This is a genomic window from uncultured Chloroflexus sp. (genome assembly GCF_937951745.1).
Classification (GTDB): domain Bacteria; phylum Chloroflexota; class Chloroflexia; order Chloroflexales; family Chloroflexaceae; genus Chloroflexus.
In genome coordinates this window covers 1-23,864 of the sequence record NZ_CALFBQ010000019.1, presented here as the reverse complement: position 1 = coordinate 23,864, position 23,864 = coordinate 1, and the positions used below count along the sequence as shown (strand labels likewise).

Sequence of the window (23,864 nt, the reverse complement as noted above, 5' to 3'; positions counted from 1 at the left end):
CCATGATACCACGGATACGCACTGATGATCGCCCTTTACGCCGGGTTCGCTACACTTACCGTCAACGCTGCCGCCAGCTTAGCCGCGTCGAGGGTAAAGGCGCGGCCAAAACCACCGACATACCGCGCTTCGCGCAGCTCAACCCGAAACAGGGTGAAATCGGGTAAGGCGAAGAGATGCTGCTGGCCGGGCAGTTGGTCTAGATAACATGCTTGCGCTGCCGCATAATCAGGCGCCTCGCGCCCAACCGGCTGCGCCGTGCCTTGCAGCGTTACCCGCGCCAGCGCCTGCGGATCGGCGACGCTGCCCGGCGCAGCGGTGATCAGCAACGAGAGGCGCGGTTCGGCCAGCAGATGGCCCGTATGCGCTGCCAACCGGCTCAGCAGCAGCAAGAGGGTTGGCGCATGTCCGTCGCGCCGCTCGACGGCGTACAGTACATACGAAACAAACGGCGCACCGTCTCCGGTAACAGTGCCAAGCGCGGCGGTATGGCTTTCGTCGATAAGCTTGCGCAGCGCCACCTGATCTTCATGTCGCATGAAGTTACCTCTTTCTAATTGGTACACATCTGGCTCTCTCCCAACTTCCCCGCTAGGGTTTAGGAGCAGGAAGCCGCCGCAATCTCCTCCACCAACGCGCATCAACGCGACCCCTTGCCAAAAGATTGTTTAGCCCAGATCTCATTCAACACCGCATCATAGCGCGACGCCAGCGTTTCCCAGCGGTACGGCGCGGCTAGCGCCGGCCAATCGCGTTGTCGTAACTCCGGCAGCTTAGTGATGAGCCGAGCGAGCGCCGCCGGCAAGTCGTCATCGGTAGCGTATAAGCAGTCGTTCTGCCATGCTGGCGGGATCAAATCGGGATAGTTGAGCCGCGCCGGCAAAAGTGGGATGCAGCCGCAGGCAATTGCCTCGACGATTGCTACTCCGAAATACTCTTGGATCGCCGCCGAGACTACAATGTCAGCCTGTAGCAACAATTGGAGATAGGCCGCGCGGTTGGCGGCATAGCCCCAATGGATCGTCTGCGCCTGCCACCGTTCGCGCGCGGCCACCAAATCAGGCATCGTGGGGTCAATATGCTCACCGGTCACAATCAGGCGGAAGGTGATCCCTTGCGCCGCCAGATATTCCAGCGCCGCCATCACCACCTGCGGCTGCTTATCGTATTCCCAGCGCGCATTCCACAGGATCACTGGTGGCGTGGCGGGATCGCGCGGCGGGCGCGGCAGCAGCGACGGCAGATCAAGGCCGGGTGGTAACACCTGCGCTTTGGCTGCAATCTGATCAACCGTCTGCAATTCGTGATAATCGTGATAGCGCCGCAACATAGCCGGCAGCGCCGTCAAAAAGTCGCGGCGGTGAAACTCAGAATTGAAGATCACGGCATCGGCGACCAGTGCGCTGGTGAAGTTGATCCACCCGAACGTGTAGTCGCGCTTGCGGCCCGGCGGTAGTGGGTAGGTCAATTGATTTTCGTGAAAATAGACTACTACCGGCACATGCCCCACCTGGCGCTGGGTCAAGGCCCGAAAAGTAGCTACATCGAGCATATCGGTGGTCACGATCAGATCAGGCGCATCGCGGCGCTCGGCCACCTGCCGGGCGAGCGTCACCGCTCCACCCCGCATGCGCCAACGCCAACCGCCGGCTTGGCTGAGCGTAATCAGTGTCACGTGGTGCGCGCTGTGCGCGGCGTAACCGCTAGCGACCGCCGCATGTGAACCGCCGTGAAAGGGATCAAGCCACCAGATGTGCATAAGTAAAAATATGAAGAGTATATGAGAAACAACGGAATGTACGAGTAGAAATCACGCAATATTTAGAGCAACATGTTGAGCTGCATTTTGTCTGTTTATTTCAAAATCGTCTCTTTTGTTATTTGGACAACCTTTAGTCTCCATATTTTTTTCAGTTCGATCACAGAGTGCTAAATATGCGCTTTCCTTTCATTGTTTGTCAATCATCCTTCACCGCGTTGGCCGGATAGCGATGATAGGACATCTTCTCGCCGCGCATCTATCACCCATCCACCCGCGTCAAATACGCATTCACCCCTGCCACGCCTAATTGTGCCTCAAGGGCCAACAGATGGCGCAGCGGTTGATGATACGGATGGTTTTCATCGAGCATGCGGGCGGCTGCTTTTTGACTACCGAGCTGCAACAGATGCCGATACGCCACCCATTCGGCATGCCCTTCGCGCAAAAACTCGTTGCGTAAGAGCGGACAATGTTCGGTTTGCCACGCATGAGCATATTCGTGAGCAGCGGTAATACGAAATACCAGCCTTGGCAGCCCATAGAGCAGATAAATGACGCGAATATGGTTCTGGCGCTGATAGAGACCAAGCGTATGTAAACCGGGCTGCACCGGGCCGCGCAGCCGAGTCATAGTGGGGGCATCGACTAACCGAAAAGCTACCCCGACATTCAGGCGTAAGCCTAGCCCTTCGGTCAGCATACTGGCCGTCTGCTGAAAGAGTTGCTGCGCCTGCGCCGGATCGTAGATCGCAACCGTATAGCAAGTGTCGCACTGCCGCCGGCCATCGTGCAAATTCCAAAAGCGATTACCGAGCGGCGCGCCGCAGGTGTCGCAACGGGGCCGGGTCGCAATGCACTGCGGGCAAAACCGGTCAGGTCGGTCAATCAAGACATAATAGCCATTCGTTAACGGTTGTCCGCAACTGGCGCAGTGCGAAAGATCAACCGGCATCGCGCACCTTGTCTAAATGAACAATAAGACGCTAAAGATATCATAACGCAAAGGCGCAAAGACGCTAAGGTACACAGCCAACCTTACACTCCCAACTTCCAAGCTTCGTACTCCATAGCAGGGATGCATCCCTACTCTTCGCGCCTTTGCGTTATACCCTTCGCACCCTTGTCTTACCCCTCGTGCGGCGGCGGGCCATCGAGCTGCTCGGCTAGCCAGCGCTGCATCAGGTTCAACCCGTGCGGGTGCAGGCTATGCCCGACCGGGTCTTCGTGGTAATGGTGGCGCGGTGCGTGTTGAGCCAACAGATCGCGGGTGGCGCGGGCCTGTTCGACTGGGATAACATCATCGTAGCTGCCGTGCAGTTGCAAGATCGGCAGCCGGGCCAACCCTGCCGCTGGCGGATCGGTTGCCAAGGCCGGATCGAGATAACCGTTAGCTGCTATCACGCCGGCTAGCTTTTCGGGAATGCGCCACGCCAACGCTAGACTAAGGATCGCGCCTTGGCTGAAGCCAAACAGATAGGTGCGCTGCGGATCGGTGCCGATCCGGCCCGGCAATTCGCTGACGAACTTAATCAACAGTTCAACCGCTCGCGCCCTCCCCACCGGATCGGGAATCAAGCGACCGGGAGCGCCGCTCAGTTCGTACCATGCAAACCCGCCCCACGGCAGTGCAATCGGCGCACGCGCGCTGACAATATGCATCCGGTCGTCGATCAAATCGGCCAGCTCAAATAGATCGCGTTCGTGGCTACCAAATCCGTGCAACATCAGCAACAATGGCGCCGGCCCGGTCTCGACTAGCGGGCGCCGTTCAACGGTGCGAATCGTAGTCATGGAATCACCAATTCTTGCCCGACGCGCAGGTTGTCGCCTTGCGCCGGGGTCAGATTATTCGCCTGCAAGATCGCTTCAATTGTAACCCCAAATCGTTCGGCAATAGCGCGGAGGGTGTCGCCAGCCTGCACCGTATAACGGCGCGGCCCGGCGGCAGGTGGTTCCGGTGTCGGGGTTGGTTCCGGCGTTGGTTCCAGTGTTGGCGTTGGCTCCGGCGTTGGTGTCGGTTCCGGAGTTAGCGTTGGTTCCAGCGTTGCCGTCAGGGTTGGGGTCTGCGTTGGCCGCGGGGTTGAGGTTGGCACCGCTGGCGGCGGGGTGACGGTTGGCAGATCAGGCGCTTCTTGAGTTTCAATTGCTTCGATGACCGGCGGTGACCACGCCGGTAGCAAAGTCAGATCGCCGATCCGCAATGGCGGCAACGAAGAACGGGCGATGGTCAGCGATGCCACTGCTGCGATGAGCAGCAACAAGCCTGCCCCTGCCGCCATCCCAGCATTGCTGATGCGGTTTTGCAGCAGCCGTAGGATGATAGCGCCGATCGGTGGCGCCACCAGCGCCAGCGCCAATAACAACCACAGCATTGTTTCCGATAACACCATGTATATCCTCGTAGAGCCGCGCGGCCGTGCGCTTCCCCATCATCAATGTCCCCGCCTATCATGCCTAAGCCCAGCATCAGATCGCGGCGTCACGGCCCACGCCAGATGGTCAGCGCGCATATCGGCCCGCAGCGATTGGGGCGCACCCGCACGGACGTGCGGCTCCCCATATCACGGGGTCAAGGCCCACGCCGGGTTGTAATCACGCCCCAACAGCAAGACAATATCGGCTCCGAGCGGTTGGGGCGGCGCATCAGCCGGCGGGTTGGCAAAGACCTGCGTCGCCGGCAACCCCAGATGAGCGGCCAAGCGGGCGAGCGCCGTCGGTTTGCCGGCATAATCGATAATGACTGTCGTCTCGCGGCGCTCGGTATTAGCAGGCGGCAAGGTGTGAAAGCCGGCATTATCCAGCGCCCGGCTAACCCGCGCCGCCAGCCCATTCACCGGCGTCCCATTCAGCACCTGCACTGTCGCTGGTTCATGATCGAGCCGCGGCCCGGCCCGCACCCGCTCGACCAACGCCGCCAAATCGCGCCGGTTCCAGTAGATGTCTGAGCCGATTTCGGCCACAACTGCCACCTCACGCGGGTTAATGCTGAAGGTTGCAATCCGATCGGCCTCGAGCGACTGGGCCAGTGCAATCAGTTCGCGTAACGCCGCTGGATCGTCAATCGGCAGTGTTGTCTTGATGCTACGCCGGGCTTCGGCTAGCAATGCTGACAGAGCGCTGGCCTGATCGAGCATCCCGCGCGAGCGCACTGTCGCCAGCGCCGCGCGCACAATGGCCTGCTGGCGGCGGGCGCGGTCAAAATCGCTCGATCCATGGCGCGAGCGGGCATAACGCAACGCTGTCGCGCCGTCGAGCACTTGCAAGCCAGCAGGAATGAAAATCCGTTCGTACCCATAATCAGCGGTCGGGAAACTACTATCGAGCAAGGGGTAAGGCACATCGATGACCACGCCACCGATCGCATCAATCAGCCGCTCGAAGCCGGCAAAATCAATCTGGGCGACATAATCGATCGGTAGATTGAGCAGAGTGGCCACCGTCTCGGTAGCGAGCGCCGCCCCAGCCGCCGCCGGGTCAACCCCGCGCCCGTACAGATCGGCGGCATGGTGATAGCCGTAGCTATACGCCGCATTGATCTTCTGCTCGCCCAGCCCGCGGATCACAGCCACCGTATCGCGTGGGATCGAGAGCAGGCTGACCCAGCGTTCATTCGGATTAACGTAGGCCAAGATCAGGGTGTCGCTACGCACCCCTTCAGCGCCATCGTCGCGCTGGTCAATGCCAAGCAGCAAGACAGTAAATGGCTGGCGAAAGACGGTATTCGCCGGCGTCGCCCCACCAGTCACCGGACGCGGATCACTCAGACGCATACTGGCGGCGAAGGCGTTCCAAAGCCATCCCAAGCCCCACACCGTCACCAGTACTGCCAGCGCCAAACCGCCAAACCTGAGGAAGCGCCACCAGCCCCGTCGCCGTTGCGCGCGCAGAGCGGCCACCCGTTCGCGCGCACTCACCCGTGGCTGTCGTCGCTCATCATCCTGCCAATCCATCGCCGCCGTACCCTGTTATTCTTCAATCTCCGGCTCATCGGGCGGTTCGTAATGGCCGGTAGCAATGATCGGCGCACTCACCATTAGGCGTCGCAAGCCGGGGGCATCGCTGCGCGGCAAGATCGCCAGCACCACGATGCTCATATCATCGCTGGGTTGGCCATCATCAAGCTCGAGCGCCCGTTGCATCACGCTATCCACTAGCGTTTGCGGATCACGCCCCTCGCGTGCCGGCCACGCGGCAAGGTAATTCGGCAGCCCCAAATCCTCGCCGGATCGTTCACCCGCCCGTAGCAGGCCATCGGTAAACATGACGACATACGTGTAGGCCGTAATCGGCAATTCGCTGATCTGGGGCCGAATCAGCGGCTGTAAGCCGATCGGCGCCGAGGGCGCGTTAAAGCTGCGCAAGCCCTGCGGCGTAACAGCGAAAAACGGTGCTGGATTATTGCGTGTCACCAAGATTTTGTGCGCGGCAAAATCGACCGAAAGGATATTGAGCGTCGCTGCTGCCTGCCCCATCCGATAGGTATAAAGGTAATCGTGGACAGCGCGCGCAACGGCTCCATCCCGAGCGCCATCTTTGAGCAGCGCAATTGCCCGCGTAGCTACCAGATGCGACAACGTTTTGGCGCTTCGCCCGCTACCCTGCCCATCGGCGAGCACAAACGAAAACCCGCCTCCCGGACGCTCAATCATCTCTAGTGTGTCGCCGCTCTCGATCTCGCCAGCGCGGGGCACTTTCGCAATTGCGACCCGCATCTCTAACTCTGCCATTGCCCGCTTCCCCTCTTGATCGCCCAATATCCGTTACAGCATACCACAAGTTGCCCCGTGCTATAATTCAGAGCGTTACCAGTTCTTGACACAAGGAGGACGAAGATGTCCGCACCGCGGATCTTTCACAATCTCATCGGCGGCGAGTTTGTGCCTGCCCAGAGCGGCAAGACCTTCGAGCGCCGCAACCCTGCCGATACCCGTGATGTGGTGGGAGTATTTGCCGACAGCGATGAGCGTGATGTTCACGCAGCAGTTGAAGCCGCAAAGGTGGCGTTTGCCACGTGGAGCAAAGTGCCGGCGCCCAAGCGCGGTGAGATTCTGCTCCGCGCCGCCGAGTTGCTGCAAGCGCGCAAAGAGCAGTACAGCCGCGATCTGACCCGCGAAATGGGCAAGCCGCTCTTCGAGGCCGGCGGCGATATTGTGGAAGCGATCGGTATGGCCCAGTACGCCGGCGGTGAGGGCCGCCGCATGCACGGCGTCACCACCCCCTCGGAACTGCCCAACAAGTTTCAGATGAGCATTCGCCAGCCGATTGGCGTAGTGGGTTTGATCACGCCGTGGAACTTCCCCATGGCGATCGCGTCGTGGAAAATGCTCCCCGCGATTGTCTGCGGTAATACCGTCGTGATCAAGCCGGGAGAAGACGCTTCGGTCAGTACCTACAATTTGGTTCAGTGCTTGATGGAGGCCGGCCTGCCGCCCGGTGTGGTCAACATCGTTACCGGCTATGGCCCCAAAGCTGGCCAACCGCTGGTCGAACACCCCGATGTACCGGTCATTTCGTTCACCGGTAGCACCGAGACCGGTCGGCTCGTGTATGAACTCGGTGCGCGACGGATCAAGCGAGTCAGTCTTGAGATGGGCGGCAAGAACCCGCTGATTGTTATGCCTGACGCCGATCTCGATCTGGCGCTCGATGGTGTCGTGTGGGCGGCCTTTGGCACGACCGGCCAGCGTTGCACCGCCACCAGTCGCCTGATCGTCCACCGAGCCGTGGCCAGAACGCTCGTGGATCGGATCGTCGCCCGCGCTCAATCGTTACGGATTGGTAACGGTCTCGACCCGGCGACCGAGATGGGGCCGCTGGTGAATGAGAAGCAGATGCAGCGTGTGCTCAACTACATCGAAATCGGCAAGCAAGAGGGTGCCACCCTGCTATGCGGCGGCTACCGGCTGACCGGCGGTGACTACGACTACGGCCATTTCATTGCCCCCACTGTCTTCACCAACGTCACGCCGCAGATGCGCATCGCTCGCGAAGAGATCTTCGGGCCGGTGCTAAGCGTGATCGAGGTGGATAGTCTCGATGAAGCGGTGGCAGTGGCGAATGATGTGGCCTACGGTCTCAGCTCGGCGATCTACACCCGCGATATCAACGCCGCCTTCCGCGCTATGCAGGCGCTGCAAGCCGGCATTGTCTACATCAATGCACCCACCATCGGCGCCGAGATTCACCTGCCCTTCGGCGGCGTCAAAGCCACCGGCAACGGCCATCGCGAAGCCGGCCCGACCATGCTCGACGTCTTCTCGGAGTGGAAGAGCGTGTATATCGATTACAGCGGCGCGTTGCAGCGGGCGCAGATTGATAATGCCGATTGATAGCTGTTTTGTTAAATAATGTCCTAATGGTGGGGGCGCGCACCCCACCATTGTTTATTTCTAACCCAATCTTGTCCTGATGAACAAATTGTCATCTTAGCCAACGGTTATTAGTTGCTAGTGAAGAGGTATTGGTAATAATGGTATGGTACACTTTCTATGTCATAATATAGTTTATTAAAGATGGGTCAAGATGAGAACTCAAAATTTTGTAGCTATATGTTTATTGCTTCTTATGGCATGTTCGTTCATTCCCCCACTAACACCCATGCCCGAAGCACGAAAACTTACTATTACTGGCTGGCTTGGTTATATGCCGCAAGAGCTGCTTGACGCATTCAGCGCCGAAATGGGTGTTGTGGTGGAATATATCGGGTATGACACCACCGAAGCGGCAATTGCTGCGCTTGAACAGGGCGCCGGGTATGATTTGATGATAGTCAGCTACCAGTTCATTCCTGATCTGATCAGCAGCGGTGCGATCGTCCCTATTAACTACGCCAACATCCCCAACACGCGCAACTTGAGCGCCAACTTCCGCGATTTGGCGTTCGATCCGGGCAATCGCTATTCGGTGGTTTACCAGTGGGGCACCACTGGCCTGCTCATACGCACTGATCTGCTCGACCGCCCAATTATGCGCTGGTCTGATTTGTGGGAACCAGCGCTTGACGGTAAAATTCTGCTCTGGCCAATACCGCGCGATGCGGTGAACGTATTGCTGAAATCGCTCGGTTTTTCCATCAATACCACGAATCCTGCCCATCTTGCCACCGCGCTTGAACGAGCGCCCGATTTTGCCCGCCGGGTTGGCTGGGTTGGGGAAGGGGTCGAAACCGTAACCCCATACCTCGTATCCGGCGAATACGTAGTAGGGTTAGGCTGGGCGTATGATGCGCTCGATGCGCAACGCCAAAGCGACCAGATCGCCTACATTACTCCCGGTGAAGGGACAATTCTCTGGGTTGACAGTTTTGTGATTCCAGCCGTTAGCATGCAGCAGGCGCTCGCCGAACAATTTATTGATTTCTTTTTGCGACCGGATATCAGCGCGTTAGTGACGAATGAACTAGCGACGGCAACCGCGAATGAAGCATCGTGGCCCCTCGTTAAGCCAGAATTTCGCGATAGCGAGATCATTTTCCCTTCGCTTACTACCTTGCAACGGGCTGAATTGGAATTGCCCCTTGATCCGGAAACGCAGGCAAAGTACGATGAAATTTGGAATGCATTTTTCGTTGCTAAACCATAATCTATGCGTCACTCCTTGCACCTCATCCTGCTCTTATTCCTTACTGCGTGCAGCGCCACGCCAATGGCCACGCAACCATCCGCTACGCCGGCACTGAAAAAGCTCATTGTGGCCGGCTGGGCCGGGTATATGCCGCAAGCGGTACTCGACGCCTTTCGCGCCGAAACGGGGATCGCGGTGGAATATGTCAGCTACGAAAGCCAATTTGACGTTATTGACCAATTGCGCGCTGGCGCCGAATACGATGTTGTAGTAATGGGTAATACGCTGATTCCAACCTTGGTTGCGGAAGGGCTGCTGGCCCCGATTGATTACAGCCAAATCCCGAATTTTCGTTATGTCAGCGCCAATTTTCGCGATCTGACCTACGATCCGGGTAGCCGTTATTCAGTCGTTTATCAATGGGGCGTAGGCGGGCTGGTGGTGCGGCCCGATCTGCTCGACCGCCCGATTACGCGCTGGGCCGATCTGTGGGATCCGGCCTTGGCCGGCAAGATAGCGATGTGGCCCGAAGAAGACCAACTCTTCATGATCACACTGAAGGCAATGGGCCAGACTCTCACAGTTACCGACCCGGCTGTGTTCGATCAGGCTGCCGAACGGTTGCGCCAGCTCTTGCCGAATGTGACGGAGCTTGACCTGTCAATGCCCAATGCCGCCGAGCTGGTTGCCAACGGCGACTATCCGGTGTTGTACGGCTGGTCGTATGATGCGCTCGCGGCCTATGCCCTCAATCCGGCGGTAACATTCGTTCTTCCTGAAGAGGGGGCACTGCTTTGGATTGACACGTTCGTTGTGCCGGCGCAAAGCGAGCGCAAAGTGGCTGCCTTCCAATTCATCAATGTTGTCTTGCAGCCGGAAATGTGTGCGCTGATTACGAATGAAATCTACGTGGCGACTGCGAACGATCAAGCAATGCCGTTGATCGATCCGGCTTTGCAGCATCACCCGTGGATCTTTCCGAACGGGGAAGCTTTGTTGAGAGCGGAATATATGCTGGAACTGCCGGCTGATCTAGCCGCATACCGGCATCAGTTGTGGGAGCAACTACTGGCAGCAATGGAGAGGTGATTCGTGCGACGTTTGCAGATTTGGCTGCGTTCTCTTGAGCACCGTCTCAATACGAGCTTGCAGGCTAAGCTGACGCTCTTTCTGAGCTTGATGCTAGCCTTGATCTTGCTGGTAGCAGCGTATGGCGTCTTCCTGTTCATCGAGTCGATTGAACATGAGGGCTGGGCTGGCCGCCAACGTGAGGCGGCCCAGAACGCCGTGCGCACCATTGACGATTTTCTGCTGCGCATCGAAGATACCTTAACGCTGGTAGGTGCGTTGTCGGTCGAACAAGTCGAACGCTCGCCTGATCTGTTGCCAGAGATTTTGAACCGGGTACCGGCGTGGATCGAGATCGTGCGGGTTGATCGCGATGGCCGCATCATAGCGGAAATAACCCGTGATCGCCCTCTGCTCGGTAATTTAGTGACGATCCCGCTGTCCAACTGGTTTCAGCAAGCGCGGGCCGGCCAACGCTACCTTGGCCCGCTCTTTATTACCGCAGATACCGAGCCGTACATTATTATGGCCATCCCAACCAACGATGGTGGGGTAGTAGCCGGACGGTTGCGCATGAACCTGCTGTGGGAAACGGTGGCGACGATCCGGTTTGGCCGCACTGGCAGCGCATATATTGTCAATGAGGATGGGGTCATTATTGCTCACCCTGATCCTCAAGTGGTGCTCGCCTACACCACTATCGGCAATCGGCCTGAATTTCGCACGCTTCCCCCCGACGGTAGCCAACAATATTATATTAACCTCGCTGGTAAAGAGACACTTGGTGTTGCCCTCAATATCCCCGACACTTCGTGGCGCTTATTCACTGAAGTGCCCGAAGCTGAAGCGACCGAGCTGTCAACGCGAGCGGGAGTAACCTTTACCTTAAGCCTGATTGTGTTTGGCCTCCTCCTTTTGCTGGCTACCAACTATTTGCTCAACCGCTTTGTTTTCCGCGTGCTCGACGAGTTGCGCCAAGGCGCCGAACGGATCGGCAGCGGCGACTTAACGCACCCGCTGCTGGTGCGCTCGGAGCGGGAAGTGGCAGAGGTGGGGCGTGCTTTTAATGCCATGATGCATCAACTACGCATGCGCAACGCTGAGATTGCCAAACAGACTGAGAGTTTGAAAGCCGAGATTCAAGAGCGTCGCCGGGTTGAACAAGAATTGATCAAAGCGCGCGATGCTGCCGAAGCCGCCTCGCGCGCCAAGAGCACCTTCCTTGCTACCATGAGTCACGAGCTGCGCACGCCGTTGACGGCGATCATTGGCTATAGCCAACTGATGGAACAACTGGTCAACAAGAACATCTACGAGACCGTGACTCACGATGTGGGACGCATCCGGGCCGCTGGCATGCATCTGTTGTCCCTCATCAACGATATTCTCGACATCTCGAAGATTGAGGCCGGGCGGATGACGATCAGCGCTGAGTATGCCGATGTGGCCGATCTGGTGCGCACTGCGGTGAATACGGTGTTGCCCCAGATGGATAAAAACCGCAACCGTTTCCAAGTCGATTGTCCGTCTGATATTGGGCTGCTCAATAGCGATGCCACCAAAGTGCGACAAGCGTTGATCAACCTGCTCAGCAATGCGGCCAAGTTTACCGAAGACGGCGACGTGACGTTGACCGTCACGCGCCACGAGCAAGATGATCAGACGTGGTTTCGCTTTGAAGTGGCCGATACCGGGATTGGCATATCCCCTGACAAACTCGGTAAGCTGTTCAAAGCCTTCTCGCAAGTTGATGACTCGCCGACCCGTAAGTATGGCGGTACCGGCTTGGGCTTGGCACTCAGCCAGCGTTTGTGCGAACTGATCGGTGGGCGGATCACGGTTCAAAGTACCGTTGGTAAAGGGTCGGTCTTCACGATGGAGATACCGGCTGAGCTGGGTCATGTGTTGCCCGCGCCAACCCTGAGCTTAGCCGATCTGCCGCCAGCAGAGGTTGCGAGGGAGCCGTTACAGGTGGCGGTTGATACTGCCGTGCCGGTTAGCAATGCTATCGTGCTGGTGATTGATGACGATCCGACAGTTAGCGATCTGATCCGACGGATAGCGCCAAGCAATGAGGTCTACGTAGTAACTGCCGAGACCGGCGCGGAAGGGTTGCGCTTGGCAACCGATCTGCTGCCCGATCTGATCGTGCTTGATCTGAAACTGCCTGATTTGAATGGGATCGAAGTGTTAGCCCAACTCCGCGAAACGCCTGAAGTGGCTGCTATCCCGGTCGTGGTCTTGACGATTGACGATCAGGCACGACGTGGTTTGACGTTGGAAGTGGCCGAATATTTAGTTAAGCCGATTGAGCCAGAGAAATTGCTCACGGTGGTCAAACGCTATTGCCGCCGCCCAGAGGAAGGGACACCGTCCCACATTCTGATCATCGAGGACGATCAGGCGCTCGCCGAACTCGTGGCGCGCACGCTGCGCACCGCTGGCTGGCCGGTTGAGGTGGCGTTTGATGGTGAGACTGGTCTAACGGATGCTCTTACCCGTCCACCGGGCTTGATCTTGCTCGATTATATGCTGCCGAAGATGGATGGTTTGCAACTGCTTGAACATTTGCGGGCCGATCCCGTAGGGCAGAGCATCCCGGTGATTTTCATGACTGCCCGCGATCTGACAGCCGACGATCGCGAACGGCTGGCCCAAGCCGTTAGTGCGATCCAACGCAAGGCAGAATTGGATCTAGAACAGATCGTCATCCGCATCCAGCAGATGATGCAACGCAATCCGGCATCGTCTGTTGCTAATACTACCTCAAACTAAACGGGTTGCATGACTAAGGATTATATGATGAGGTGGGCGCTACAGCTATGACTAAGATTCTGATCGTAGAAGATGATGCCAATAATCGCGATCTTATCGCGCGTATTGTGGAATTAATGGGGCACGAACCGATACTGGCGGTAGACGGTGCGCAAGGAGTGGCGCTAGCACGTAGCATGCAACCTGACTTGATCATCATGGATATGGGTTTGCCGGTGCTCAATGGTTGGCAGGCAACCCATCGCATCAAGTCTCAACCGGGAACGAGCCACATTCCGGTGTTGGCGCTAACAGCCTACGCTCTGAATGAAGATCGGCTGCGCTCGTTAGCTGCCGGCTGTGATGACTTCGACACCAAACCGATCGATTTTGGACGTTTCCGAGAAAAAGTGCAAGCCCTCCTTAGCCGCACTGCTTAGGATGAGTAGGCTATGAATCACGTCCAATGCCCCCCGTCGGATGTTGCTGAGACGCAACCCGGCAGGATTCTGATTGTTGACGATCAGGAAGTGCTGCGTTTTCTGTTGCGGCGTGAGCTTACTGCCCTTGGTCACACGATTGATGAGGCGCCCGATGGGCCAACGGCGTTGCAAATGCTGCGGCAGCACGCCTTTGATATTGTCCTGCTCGATATTATGATGCCCGGGATGGATGGGATACAGGTGTTGAACCACATGAAAAGCGACCCTGATCTCTTCGATCTATCGGTCATCGTCGTCTCGGCTGATATTGATATTGATCATATCGTCACCTGTATCGGTAATGGGGCCGATGATTATGTCTTCAAACCGTACAATATTGTGCTGCTGAATGCGCGGATCAATGCCAGTCTGGAGCGCAAGCGGTTGCGCGACCGCGAGCGGCGCTATCGGCTCGAACTTGAGCGGATGGTTGCTGAACGCACTGCCGATCTCGAACGTTCTCAAGAAGCTTTGCGTATCAGCGAAGAGCGTTATGCGCTAGCCGCGCGTGGCGCTAACGATGGTTTGTGGGATTGGAATATTGCTGCGGGTACAATCTATTTTTCGCCGCGTTGGAAAGAGATGCTTGGCTACGCTGAAGACGAGATTGGCGATACGCCGAGTGAGTGGTTTGACCGCATCCACCCAGATGATCGCGAGTTGTTCGAGGTGCGGCTGATGGCCCACTTCCGTCGCCTGATCTCGAATTTCCAGCATGAATACCGGATTCTGCATCGTGATGGTTCGTATCGCTGGATGCTCTGCCGCGGGTTAGCGGTTTGGGATCAGCATGACCAAGCAGTGCGGATTACCGGTTCACAGACTGATATTACCGATCGCAAAAAGGCCGAGCAGCAACTTCAGCACGATGCGCTACACGATAGCTTGACTGGTCTGCCCAATCGGGTGCTGTTTACCGACCGGCTTGAACGCGCGATTGTACGCTTGCGCCGTGAGCCGCAGCGCCACTTCGCGGTGCTCTTTCTCGATCTCGACCGGTTTAAAGTTATTAACGACAGCCTTGGCCATGAATTCGGTGATCGGTTGCTCATAGCAGTAGCCGTGCGGCTACAAGAATTGGTGCGGCCTAATGATACGGTGGCCCGGCTTGGCGGTGATGAGTTTACCATTCTGCTCGAGCCGATCGAGCACGAACAACAAGCCGAGCAGGTGGCCGAACGCATCCAGCACGCTTTGTCAGCGCCGCTCTACTTGCAAGGCCACAAGATAGTTATTTCGTCAAGCATCAGGATTGCCTATAGCAGCAGTGGTTATGCCCAACCTGCCGACCTGATCCGCGATGCTGATACTGCGATGTACCACGCCAAATTACGCGGCAAAGCATGCTACGTGCGCTTTGATCCCTCGATGCATACCGAAGCGCTGGCCAAATTGCAACTCGAACAAGACTTGCGGTTCGGACTCGCACGAAACGAATTCCGTCTCTTTTACCAACCGATTGTACTTTTGCGTACCGGCGCGATTGTCGGGTTTGAGGCGCTCATCCGTTGGCAACACCCGCAACGCGGCTTGCTGGCTCCCGGTGAGTTTTTGCCGCTGGCCGAAGAAACCGGCCTGATTGTGCCGATGACTTGGTGGGTATTGGAAGAAGCTTGTCGGCAGATGCAGCGCTGGCATGAGCAGAATCCTACCGAACCGCGCTTGTCGATTAGTGTGAATCTGAGTGGACGGATCTTTACCCAGCCCGATCTCATCGACCGGCTGCAGTACATTCTCCATCAAACCGGTTTGCCACCTCAGTATTTGAAACTAGAAATCACCGAACATACCTTTATTGAGTTTGGTAATTTCACCAATCATTTACTCGAAGGTATTCGTAGTTTAGGCGTTGAATTGTGTATTGATGATTTTGGTACTGGTTATTCTTCATTAAGTTATCTCCATACCTTTCCGGTGAATGTACTTAAGATTGATCGCTCGTTTGTCAACCGGCTCGATGTGAAATCGAGCCAAGGTGACATTGTGCAGACGATCATTCAATTGGCGCACAATCTCAATATGGAAGTGGTAGCTGAAGGGATTGAAACCCCGGAACAGTTCGAGCAGTTGAAACAATTAGCGTGCAGTCACGGGCAAGGCTGGCTGTTTGCCCCGGCCTTGAGTGAGGCGGAAGCGCAGGCGTTGATCAGCAATATGAACGGGGGGAGATACGCAGCCGGTTTGACGCGATAGATAAGGAATCCGGCCCTTCAGGGCCGGGCTAGGCTTACGAAGCCTGCGCAGCGGGCTGATGACCATCACTCCCCTGCCAGCATGGCTAAAAAGCCGAGCGATGCGACTTGGTTATCCGCCCGCGCAGCGGGCTGATGACCATCACTCCCCTGCCCCCGCCCTCGCAAGTGTGAGCGATAGCGCATAGGGAATGGGGAGGAGCGATCAGAAAGGCTACTTCCTTCCTCCGTTCCATTCCCAACCCGCTGCACCCTTTGTGGCTTGGCGTTGAAGACCTTTGCGCCGGCGTGATCGACCCTCACCTTCCGCCTTGGGGGTGGGGTTGAGGGTGAGGGTGAACCGGCGCATCCCAAGGCGATCAACGGTACCGGTACGTATGCGTTCTGTCCGCCCGTGAATTCCCAGCGGGGGAGAGCAAGGACGGAGTCGCGCATCTCTGCCCCCGGCGCAGCGAAACAATCTCCCACGAGCACGCAAGATACCCGCTTAGGCATACGTTCCGCTACAGCGGGGGATTGCTTCGGGGGCAAGACGCCCCGCCGAGCGGGATCGTCCCGTCCCCTCGCAATGACCTATAGTGCCCCGCTTAGGTGTTCTGTCCATTTTTAAGCTTTGGATGGAGAGGGGTGCTGTATCCTCTGTCGAAGAGGGAGGGCTAGGGCGGGTGGAACCACCACATTGCCATGCGATTTGTCGAAGTACACAATATCTGAGAGCCGCCCACGCCCACCACACCATGCTATACTGCTCTCGTGACGAAAGGAGCATGTATGGCGCTTACGCAGTTGCCCCGGCAGCGCGCCGCAGTGTGGCTCGCTTGCTTTCTCTGCTGCATGCTGGCGGGCTGCCTGATGCCGGTAGCGCAACCATCACCGACGGTCCCCCCCACTTCTCTGCCGGCTACGCCAACTCCACCGCCGATCACGGCGACTGAACTCTGGCAGCGCGCGTTAGTCGCTAGTGAGATTGGCGACGATGATACAGCGGCTGGCTTACTCAGTCAGTTGTTACAACTCTTTCCTGCTGCCGCCGAAGCGCCAGTTGCCCGTCTGTTACTGGCTCGCTCGTATGGCGATCGCGGCAATTGGACATCGGCGGCGGAATTGGTGCGGCCATTGTTGGCCGATCCAGCGACGCCGCTCTACGCCCCGGCGCTCTTCCTCACGGCCCGCGCTCACGAGGCGGCTGGTCTGCATGCCGAAGCGGTAGTCGCTTACACCCAATACGAAGAGCTCGGTACGCCGCTCGCGCCCTATGCGGCGCTGCGGGCGGCGGCCCAATTGCGCGTGTTGGGGCGTTTAGCGGAAGCGGAGGCACGTTACCTGCGCGCCGCCACCGGTGAGATGGCGGCAGGCCAGCGTGCCGCTGCGTATGAACAAGCGCTGGTGTTAGCGGCTACACTGGGCCGTCCGGCAGATGGGGTGGAATATGCGCGCCAAATCCTCGCGTTTGCCACCCAGCCTGATTACCGAGCCCGGATTTTGACGTGGGCGGCGGATTTAGCTGCCGAGGCCGGCGACCCGGCCACGGCCAGCGATCTGCGCCGCGAAGCGATTGCAACTCACGCCGGAGTAAGCGCCGCGCTGGCCGCCGATGCCCTCCGGGCCGGCAATGACCCGGCGCTCGATCCGTTTGCTGCCGCCCAAGCCTACCGCACGGTAGAACGGTGGAACGATGCGATCGCCATGCTTGATTTGGCGATTGCTGCCGGGCAAAACGAAGCCGAGGCGCTACGCCAGCGCGGGCTAGCCCGGCGCGCCTTGGGAGATTTTGCCGGGGCGCTGGCTGATCTGGCTGTGGCCCGTGATCGCGATCCCAATAGCGACACCGGGCGGCAAGCAGCGCTTGATTGGATCCAGACCTACGGCCAGAGCGGGATGGTGGCCGAAGCAGCCGAACTCTACCGGCAATACGCCGTGACATGGCCCGACGAACCACGCGCGCCAGTGGCGCTCGACCGGGCAGCCCAGTTGTACGACCGGTTGGGTGACGGCACGACCGCGATTGAAGTGCGGCTCGAACTAGGACAACGCTACCCAACCACAACCCTCGGCATTGCCGCGTTGCATCGGGTGGCGTTAGCCCGCTTTGACAGCGGCGACATCGCTGGCGCCGGTGAACTTTGGCGTGCGCTGGCCCAACGCGGGCAAGGGATCGGGCAGGCGCTCGGCGCATTTTGGGCCGGTAAAGCGGCGCAGCAGCTCGCTGATCCGGCAGCGGTTGACTACTTCCGGCAAGCGCAAGCTGCCGCGCCAGATAGCTACTATGCGGTGCGGGCCGCTGAAGAGTTAGGCGAAATCCCGACTGGCTCACTGCCGATCGGAGCGCCGATCGATTCCTCCGAGTGGATTGCGCTCGCCGAATGGGTGCAGAGTTGGAGCACGAGCGAGGGTCAACCGGCGCTGGCCGGTGTCGCTGAACGAGCGCGTCTCTTGCGTGAAGTAGGCTTGTACAACGAAGCCGATAGCGAATGGCTTGATGGGTTGCGGCAAGCGGGCGAGCAACCGCTGCGCTTGCTCGATCTGGCCCAGCGTGCCTATCAGGCCGGCGCAACCTACCCGGCGCTGCTGGCCGCCGAGCGGCTGGCGCGGCTAACGCCGCCGGCAGCTAACCCACTCCCACCTGCTCTGCTCCGCCTGCGTTTTCCGACACCTTACCCTGAACTCGTGCAGCGGGAAGCAGCCGCATTCGGCGTTGATCCGCTCTTGTTCTACGCCCTCATCCGCCAAGAAAGTCTCTTTAATCCAGCGGCGACCTCGTGGGTCGGTGCGCGCGGCTTAGCCCAAATCATGCCCGACACCGGGCGCGGCATCGCGCAAAACCTCGGCATCGGCGACTTTCAGCTCGACGATCTCTACCGGCCCGACATTAGCATTCGCTTTGGCGCCTTCTACCTTGGCCGCCGGATCAAGGACATGAATGGTAGCTTGCACGGGGCGTTGGCAGCCTACAACGGTGGCTTAGGCAACGCGCAACGCTGGGCCGGCGGCAATGTAGTTGCTGATCCCGACCGCTTTGTCGAAACAATCGATTTTAGCGAAACGCGCAACTATGTGTGGGCAGTATATGCGTTTTATGGGGTGTATCGAGGGATGTACGAGCACACGCGATAATCGGTGTCAGACCAAAGGTTGGCGGGCTTTTGACGTGAGAATCTCACGACGGTATCCAAACCATTAGCGCAGGTTGTAGCGAGAAGAGCTGCTACTTCTCGCATTCCAGTTGGGTACCGAGCAAATTTTTATGTTCTGCTAGGCAATGTTATCTCGTCACAGCGTTCGCTAAGCAGCAACTAATTTTCTTTCACCTATTTTTGACAATCACTTGCGAAACGGCCATAATAATGGCAGATATATACTTCCCGCTTGAGCCATCATTGCAGCGCCGCAATACTACCCACGATTCCGAAATGCTCGCAAAACAGTCACTGTTTTAGGAACCGAGGAAGGCTGTCATGGAACTACTCCTCGTGCTCTTTACACTCATCATCCTTGCTGCCAGCATCGTCTACGTGTTGCTGCAAGATTGGCGCGGTCAAGCGAACCGGCTTTTCGCTCTCTTTACCGGCTGCTCGTTGGTGTTGACATGCGCCGGTGCGGTGCGTTTTGCCAGCCGCAACGCGGATGAAATTTGGTTACTCTCAGGCTTGCTCACTTCACTGCTTGCGGCGATCTTTGGTTTTTTGGTCTGGCTGATCATGATATTGTTCATGCCGCACCGTTATCAGCAACCAGTGGTGCGCTGGGCTATGATCGCACCGTATGCCTTTATGACGGTCTTTCTCGCCGTAGATTGGTATGGGCGGTTGAATATCGTGGGTGGCGATGTCTTTCGCGCTGAGACGGGCGTGCTCAGCTTTGTGCGCGGCCCGCTATTCTGGCCGGTGTTTGCGCTCTACATTATCGGTTGTCTGCTCGCGCCGCTCGCCATGTTGGTGACGATTGCTATTCGCCATCCGGTGATGCGCACACCGGCGCTTTGGCTAACCGCCGGAGCGGTGTTTACCTTTTTGATGGGCTATATGTTTCGTGAACTGGGATTAGTCGCAGTCACCTATGTTAGTTTGCTGCCACTCCATCTTTCTTTCGGCTGGGTGACATTGCGCTACGGAGTTTTCCGTCCTTCACAAATCGCCTTGCAAGCCGCTATCGAGAATCTTCCCGACGGTGTGCTCATCCTCGATGCTGGCCGTCATGTGCGGTTTGCTAATCGCGCGGCGCAGCGGCTCGTGCCGGCTTGCGTGAGAGATGGACAGGCGTTTGAGCGGATGCTGGCCGAGAGTGGCTTTCACGAGCAGACAACGGCTGAGGATCAAGAGCGGGGCCGGCGCCGGTTTGCACACGCAACCGATGGCAAGATTGTCTTGGTGTCAGAAGTGGCGATCAACGATGAACAGGGCAAGTCAAGCGTGGTACTGATGCGCGACGTTACCCGTTCGGAGCGGCAGCAAGCCGAGTTGCTAACGTCACGGGCAGCACTGGCTGAACGCACCGCCGAACTCGAGCGTTCGCTGGCCGAGTTGCAGCAGCGCGATGAGTTGTTGCGCCGGCTAACCTTGCCGATCATCCCGCTGAGCGAAACGGTGTTGCTTGTACCACTGATCGGAGCGTTTGATGCGGCTCGTTGCCAAACGTTGGTTACCCTGATTCTGCCGGAAATTGCTGAACGCAATGCGCGCACAGTGCTGGTGGATTTGACCGGGCTGACCGTCTTCGATCAAGACCTTGCCCGCGCCTTGCGCCACCTGAGCGATGGGGCGCGGTTGATGGGGGCGCAGGTGGCATTGTGCGGCATCCGGCCCGATATGGCCGAGGTCATGATCCATACTGGATCGACGTGGAATGGGATGCGCTCGTTTGCCACTCTGCAAGCCGGCGTGAAGGCACTGTTGGCAAGCACCGTAGTGGCGAGAGGGTAAAGAAGACACGAGGCGGACTCACACAGAGGCGCAAAGGGGTCTAAGGCGCGAAGACTGCCCAGAGACGCAAAGTTGGATAGCGCCAAGACACAAGGACGCGAAGAAACGCAAGGCTCCTAACGTCAAGATGCAAAGAGCGCAGAGGGAGCGAAGGTTTTAATGTTTCCCACTCTCTGCGTCCCCTGCGGTAAACATACATCCACCCCGCAATCCAGCCAGCGCCTGCGCGACCGTCAGCCAGCCGCGACCGGGGAAGAGTTTGGCGACCTGCGACGAGAAGATCAGGCTGTTGCCGAGCAATTCGGTAGCCGGGCCTTCGACCACAACCTCGCCTTCGCTAAGCAACACTACCCGATCAGCGCATGCAGCGGCCAGCTCGACATCGTGGGTCGCCATTACCACCGTGCGCCCTTCGTCGCACAAGCGGCGCAACATGCTGATCAAGCTGGCCTTGGCGTGATAATCAAGGCCACGGGTCGGTTCATCGAGCAAGATGAGCGATGGGTCGCCGGCCAAACCGGCGGCCAGCGCCGCTCGCTGTGCTTCGCCGCCGCTGAGATCGCGCGGATAGCGCTCGGCCAGATGATGAATGTCAAAACGCGCTAAGACCTCGGCAATAGTAGTAGGCGATGGCTGCAACCCGCGCCCGTGCAAGCTGAATGCCACCTCTTCGCGCAAGGTGTCGTGAAAGAGCATACTGCGCGGATCTTGCGGCACATACGCCACCCGGCGAGCCAGCTCCTCCACCGGAATAGGGGCAATATCACGGCCTTCCACTTCGATCTTCCCCTCAACGGGCCGCACCAATCCGATCAGCGTCTTGAGCAGCGTGCTCTTGCCGCTGCCATTGCGGCCCATAAGGGCAATGAGCGCACCCCGCGGTAGATCGAGATTCAACCGATAGAGCGCCTCGTGCTGGCCGTACTGCACGGTGACGTTCCGCAAACGGGCTAGTGGCTGATGTTCCAGCGGCGTGGGGGCAGATGGTGGTGAGACAGGCAGATCAGCAGTCACAAAACGCCGGCCTTCTTTGATCGTCAACGGCAAGGGTTCCCAACCCAACTCAACGCCAAGCTGTTGCAGCGGCGGGCGTAGCTCGATGCGAGCCAGCATCTCGCGCGGCGCACCTACCTCAACCCTTCCACCCGGTGCGAGGTAGAGAATGCGGTCGGCGTATTGCACCACCCGTTCCAGCCGGTGCTCGCACAGCACAATGGTAATGCCAAGGTCGGCGTTGAGCTTTTGCAACGCGGTCAAGACCTCTTCCGCGCCGTGCGGATCGAGCTGGCTGGTCGGTTCATCGAGCACCAACGCACGCGGTTGGGCGGCGAGCGCGGCGGCAATCGCCACTCGCTGTTGTTCGCCGCCGCTCAGTGTGGCGACGTGGCGGTGGCGCAGATGGGCAATTGCCAACTGATCAAGCACCTCTTCCACCCGCCGGCGCATCACTGCCGGTGGCACCCCCAGATTTTCCATTGCAAAGACGATCTCGTCTTCGACCCGCTCAACGACGAACTGGCTTTCGGGGTCTTGCACCACAAAACCGATCAGATCGGCCAGATCGCGCGGCTGATGGGCGAGTGTATCACGCCCCCACACGCGCACTCGCCCGCTGAGCCGCCCGCCGTAAAAGTGGGGAACGAGGCCATTGAACAGGCGCAAGAGGGTGCTCTTGCCGGCGCCGCTCGGCCCACAGACGAGCAACAATTCGCCATCAGCGATCCGTATGCTCAGATCACGCAGGATCGGCGCGCCGGCGCCGGGGTAGGTGTAGGTGACGCGGTCGAGTTCGATCATAGGTTTGCATGTTTCTGCATATTGCAAAAGCAATGCGAAAAGGTGCGCTGTTGCTGGTTGAAACCTATTCCCGGTGGCCTCGGTGGTACCAACCCCTACCCCAGCCTTCCCTCAGTGAGGGATGGAGGAGGCTCTCACCCCTAACCTCGCTCCCATTTGACGGCGAGAGGGGAGTGCCGCTGAGGAACGGGAGTATGGGGGTTTGTCCCTTCCATCTGGGCAAGCGCGAGGCATCGGCTCCGGCTGGCCGCCCCTCCTCTTGGCCCCTACCGCCTCCGCTCCCTCGGTGGTACCAGCCCCCAAAGGTTCACAACACCGCCCGTAACCCCGCCATTAGCCGCTCAATATCTGCCGGAGCATTATACGCCTGCACCGAGACCCTGATCAACGGGCGGCCTTCCCAGTTAAAACACGGCACTTCGACCCGCCACTCGCGCCACAGACGCGCCTGCACCTGTGCCGGATCGCACGGTGGTAAGGGCAGCGCGCGCATCTGCACCCACCAACCCGCATCAGCGGGAGTCAGCGGTGGCAAGTCGCTGAGCGCTAAGATCTGTTGTGAAGCAGTTTGCAACAGCTCGTGGCACGCTTGCCGCACCGTCGGCCAGCCATGCTGGCGCTGGAACTCGATCGCTGCCGGCACGGTGAGAAAGGCTGACGGATCATCGGTGCCCATCCACTCGTAATAGGCTTGGAGCGGGCGGCCTTCAGGGTAAGCGAGAAAACTGCCTTGGAGCGGGGTAGGCGGTTGCCAGCCCCAACTCACCACCAGCGGCTCAAGGCTGGCTTGGTGTTCAGGGCGGACATAAAGAAAGCCGGCTCCCTTCGGCGCGCACAGCCATTTGTGGCAATTGCCACCATAGAAATCGGCCCCTAGAGTCTGTTATGCACTTCGGAAATAAACGTGGTATGCTTTCAGCATGACACGCAAACCCTATCCAAGCGATGTGAGCGACGCGGAGTGGGCCATCGTCGCTTCGACAGGCTCAGCGCACCGCGCTCCCTCCCCGACCTTCATGACCGATGATGCCCCGCAGCGCACCCACTCGCTGCGCGAGGTCTTGAACGGATTGCGCTGGATCGTCCGCGCTTCGGCAGCCTTAGCGCATCGCACGGAAGCGCCCTAGCGCATGATGCCCAACGATCTGCCGCCGTGGTACGCCATCTATCAGCAAACCCAGCGCTAGCTGAAGGCTGGGGTCTTTGCGACGCTTCAACAGGCTCAGCACGTCGCGCTCGTCCATAATCTGCGCACGCGGTTGTGCGAAATCAAAGGGCGGACGCCTGCTCCGCGCGCGGTGATCTTTGACGCACGCACCATGCCCCT

The 23,864-nt window shown here is 58.5% G+C and carries 18 protein-coding genes and 1 pseudogene; 9 read left to right on the top strand and 10 right to left on the bottom strand.

The annotated features are described in order from the left end of the window. Positions 1–35 precede the first annotated feature (35 nt). The 7 genes from Q1A59_RS06080 to Q1A59_RS06050 all read right to left on the bottom strand — a co-directional run bounded on the left by Q1A59_RS06080 (position 36) and on the right by Q1A59_RS06050 (position 6,489). Entirely contained in the window at positions 36–539 is a 504-nt protein-coding gene (locus tag Q1A59_RS06080; RefSeq protein ID WP_298400954.1) for a pyridoxamine 5'-phosphate oxidase family protein, read from the bottom strand. A 101-nt stretch (positions 540–640) separates the two neighbouring features. Beyond that, positions 641–1,759, bottom strand: coding sequence for a DUF3524 domain-containing protein (locus Q1A59_RS06075; RefSeq protein WP_298400952.1), 1,119 nt, complete (start codon positions 1,757–1,759; stop codon positions 641–643). A gap of 262 nt (positions 1,760–2,021) precedes the next feature. Continuing rightward, positions 2,022–2,714, bottom strand: a complete 693-nt coding sequence (locus Q1A59_RS06070; protein WP_298400949.1) for an LIM domain-containing protein — start codon at positions 2,712–2,714, stop codon at positions 2,022–2,024. 173 nt (positions 2,715–2,887) lie between these two features. Beyond that, positions 2,888–3,553 (bottom strand): alpha/beta hydrolase, encoded by a 666-nt coding sequence (locus Q1A59_RS06065; protein WP_298400946.1) that lies wholly within the window; start codon positions 3,551–3,553, stop codon positions 2,888–2,890. After that, positions 3,550–4,152 (bottom strand): LysM peptidoglycan-binding domain-containing protein, encoded by a 603-nt coding sequence (locus Q1A59_RS06060; RefSeq protein ID WP_298400943.1) that lies wholly within the window; start codon positions 4,150–4,152, stop codon positions 3,550–3,552. Before Q1A59_RS06060 ends, Q1A59_RS06065 begins: the two co-directional genes overlap by 4 nt. Positions 4,153–4,323: 171 nt before the next feature. Further along, complete coding sequence (locus tag Q1A59_RS06055) at positions 4,324–5,712, bottom strand: LCP family protein (RefSeq protein ID WP_298400940.1); 1,389 nt, start codon at positions 5,710–5,712, stop codon at positions 4,324–4,326. A gap of 15 nt (positions 5,713–5,727) precedes the next feature. After that, on the bottom strand, positions 5,728–6,489 hold the full coding sequence (locus Q1A59_RS06050; protein WP_298400937.1) for a PP2C family protein-serine/threonine phosphatase: 762 nt from the start codon (positions 6,487–6,489) through the stop codon (positions 5,728–5,730). A gap of 105 nt (positions 6,490–6,594) precedes the next feature. Here Q1A59_RS06050 and Q1A59_RS06045 point away from each other — a divergent pair, with 105 nt between their 5' ends. The 8 genes from Q1A59_RS06045 (at position 6,595) to Q1A59_RS06010 (ending at position 20,740) form a co-directional block, all read left to right on the top strand. After that, positions 6,595–8,091, top strand: coding sequence for an aldehyde dehydrogenase family protein (locus Q1A59_RS06045; protein ID WP_298400934.1), 1,497 nt, complete (start codon positions 6,595–6,597; stop codon positions 8,089–8,091). 268 nt (positions 8,092–8,359) lie between these two features. Further along, complete coding sequence (locus Q1A59_RS06040; RefSeq protein ID WP_298482705.1) at positions 8,360–9,343, top strand: spermidine/putrescine ABC transporter substrate-binding protein; 984 nt, start codon at positions 8,360–8,362, stop codon at positions 9,341–9,343. Between the two features lie 63 nt (positions 9,344–9,406). Beyond that, positions 9,407–10,414 carry a PotD/PotF family extracellular solute-binding protein gene (locus Q1A59_RS06035; protein WP_299644358.1) on the top strand — a complete coding sequence of 336 codons (1,008 nt, stop codon included), beginning with the start codon at positions 9,407–9,409 and terminating at the stop codon, positions 10,412–10,414. 3 nt (positions 10,415–10,417) lie between these two features. After that, positions 10,418–13,168: a response regulator gene (locus Q1A59_RS06030; protein ID WP_299644355.1), complete on the top strand. Its 2,751-nt coding sequence runs from the start codon at positions 10,418–10,420 to the stop codon at positions 13,166–13,168. 47 nt (positions 13,169–13,215) lie between these two features. Continuing rightward, positions 13,216–13,587: a response regulator gene (locus Q1A59_RS06025; RefSeq protein ID WP_299644353.1), complete on the top strand. Its 372-nt coding sequence runs from the start codon at positions 13,216–13,218 to the stop codon at positions 13,585–13,587. A 12-nt stretch (positions 13,588–13,599) separates the two neighbouring features. Continuing rightward, the gene (locus Q1A59_RS06020; RefSeq protein ID WP_299644350.1) at positions 13,600–15,822 is read left to right on the top strand and encodes an EAL domain-containing protein; all 2,223 of its coding nucleotides are present in this window, start codon (positions 13,600–13,602) and stop codon (positions 15,820–15,822) included. Positions 15,823–16,592: 770 nt separating this feature from the next. Further along, on the top strand, positions 16,593–18,935 hold the full coding sequence (locus Q1A59_RS06015) for a transglycosylase SLT domain-containing protein (RefSeq protein ID WP_299644347.1): 2,343 nt from the start codon (positions 16,593–16,595) through the stop codon (positions 18,933–18,935). Positions 18,936–19,276: 341 nt separating this feature from the next. Then, a complete protein-coding gene (locus tag Q1A59_RS06010) occupies positions 19,277–20,740 on the top strand; it encodes an STAS domain-containing protein (RefSeq protein WP_298400914.1) in 1,464 nt (487 codons plus the stop codon). Between the two features lie 156 nt (positions 20,741–20,896). Here Q1A59_RS06010 and Q1A59_RS06005 read toward each other — a convergent pair whose 3' ends face one another. Both Q1A59_RS06005 and Q1A59_RS06000 read right to left on the bottom strand, forming a co-directional pair. Beyond that, positions 20,897–22,537, bottom strand: coding sequence for an ABC transporter ATP-binding protein (locus tag Q1A59_RS06005; RefSeq protein ID WP_298400912.1), 1,641 nt, complete (start codon positions 22,535–22,537; stop codon positions 20,897–20,899). A gap of 307 nt (positions 22,538–22,844) precedes the next feature. Then, a pseudogene (locus tag Q1A59_RS06000) lies at positions 22,845–23,408 on the bottom strand (aminotransferase class V-fold PLP-dependent enzyme); the annotation flags it as partial. A 49-nt stretch (positions 23,409–23,457) separates the two neighbouring features. Here Q1A59_RS06000 and Q1A59_RS05995 point away from each other — a divergent pair. After that, positions 23,458–23,664: a hypothetical protein gene (locus Q1A59_RS05995; protein ID WP_298490289.1), complete on the top strand. Its 207-nt coding sequence runs from the start codon at positions 23,458–23,460 to the stop codon at positions 23,662–23,664. On the opposite strand, the gene Q1A59_RS05990 is transcribed toward Q1A59_RS05995, so the two are convergent. Continuing rightward, on the bottom strand, positions 23,638–23,864 hold a 227-nt coding region (locus Q1A59_RS05990; RefSeq protein ID WP_299644344.1), incomplete at its 5' end, for a hypothetical protein. The genes Q1A59_RS05995 and Q1A59_RS05990 overlap by 27 nt on opposite strands.